Origin of the sequence: Streptomyces sp. PA03-3a (genome assembly GCF_033792735.1) — a bacterium.
Classification (GTDB): Bacteria; Actinomycetota; Actinomycetes; order Streptomycetales; family Streptomycetaceae; genus Actinacidiphila.
On record NZ_JARAVM010000093.1, the window covers coordinates 1 to 858 of the forward strand.

Below are 858 nucleotides of genomic sequence, written 5' to 3' on the forward strand. Positions count from 1 at the left end.
GAGGCTGTCGCGGGGGACGCTCTCGGTCTCGGTCTCGGCGGCACCGGCCCGCAGCAACCGCTCGGCCTCCTCCGCCGACAGCCGCCCCCGCGGCTCCCGCACCAGCAGCCCCGCGATCACCGGCCCCAACGCCCCCGCACGCCCCGCCACCGGCACCTCGTCCGTCGCGATCGCATACGCCGTCTCGATCGCCGTGTCCCGACGGAACGGCGAACGCCCCTCCACCGCCTGGAACAACGTCGCCCCCAACGCCCACAGATCCGACTCAGGACCCGGCACACCACCGGTCAACCGCTCCGGCGCCAAAAAGTCGATCGACCCGATCAACTCACCCGTCCGCGTCAACGTCGACGTCCCCGACGCCTGCGCGATCCCGAAATCCGTCAGCACCACCCGGCCCGACTCCGCCAACAGCACATTGCCCGGCTTCACATCCCGGTGCAGCACCCCCGCCCCATGCGCCGCCCGCAACGCCGCCACCATCGCCCGCCCGATCCGCGCCGCCTCCCCCGGCCCCACCGGACCCCGCTCCTTCAGCAGATCACCCAGCGTCGTCGACGGCACATACTCCATCACGATGACCGGCAGACCCTCGTCGTCCACCACGTCATGCACGACCACCACATTCGGATGACTGATCCGCGCCGCGCTCCGCGCCTCCCGACGCGTCCGCTCGAACAACGTCTCCAGCTCGTCGTCCTGCAGATGCGGCTGCGGCGGATGCAACCGCTTGACCGCCACCGCACGCCCCAGCAGCTCGTCCTCGGCCCGCCACACCGTGCCCATACCGCCACGGCCGATCCGCTCCACCAGCCGGTACCTCCCGGCCACCAGGCGTCCGAGGTCGGACATCGCGCG

Annotated in this window: 1 protein-coding gene; it reads right to left on the minus strand. The window is 71.9% G+C overall.

Annotated elements, in window-relative coordinates; genetic code table 11:
- The coding region (locus PV342_RS40905) for a serine/threonine-protein kinase (RefSeq protein ID WP_500321238.1) at window positions 1–852 on the minus strand (852 nt) is incomplete at its 3' end.
- Between the last annotated feature and the right edge of the window lie 6 nt (window positions 853–858).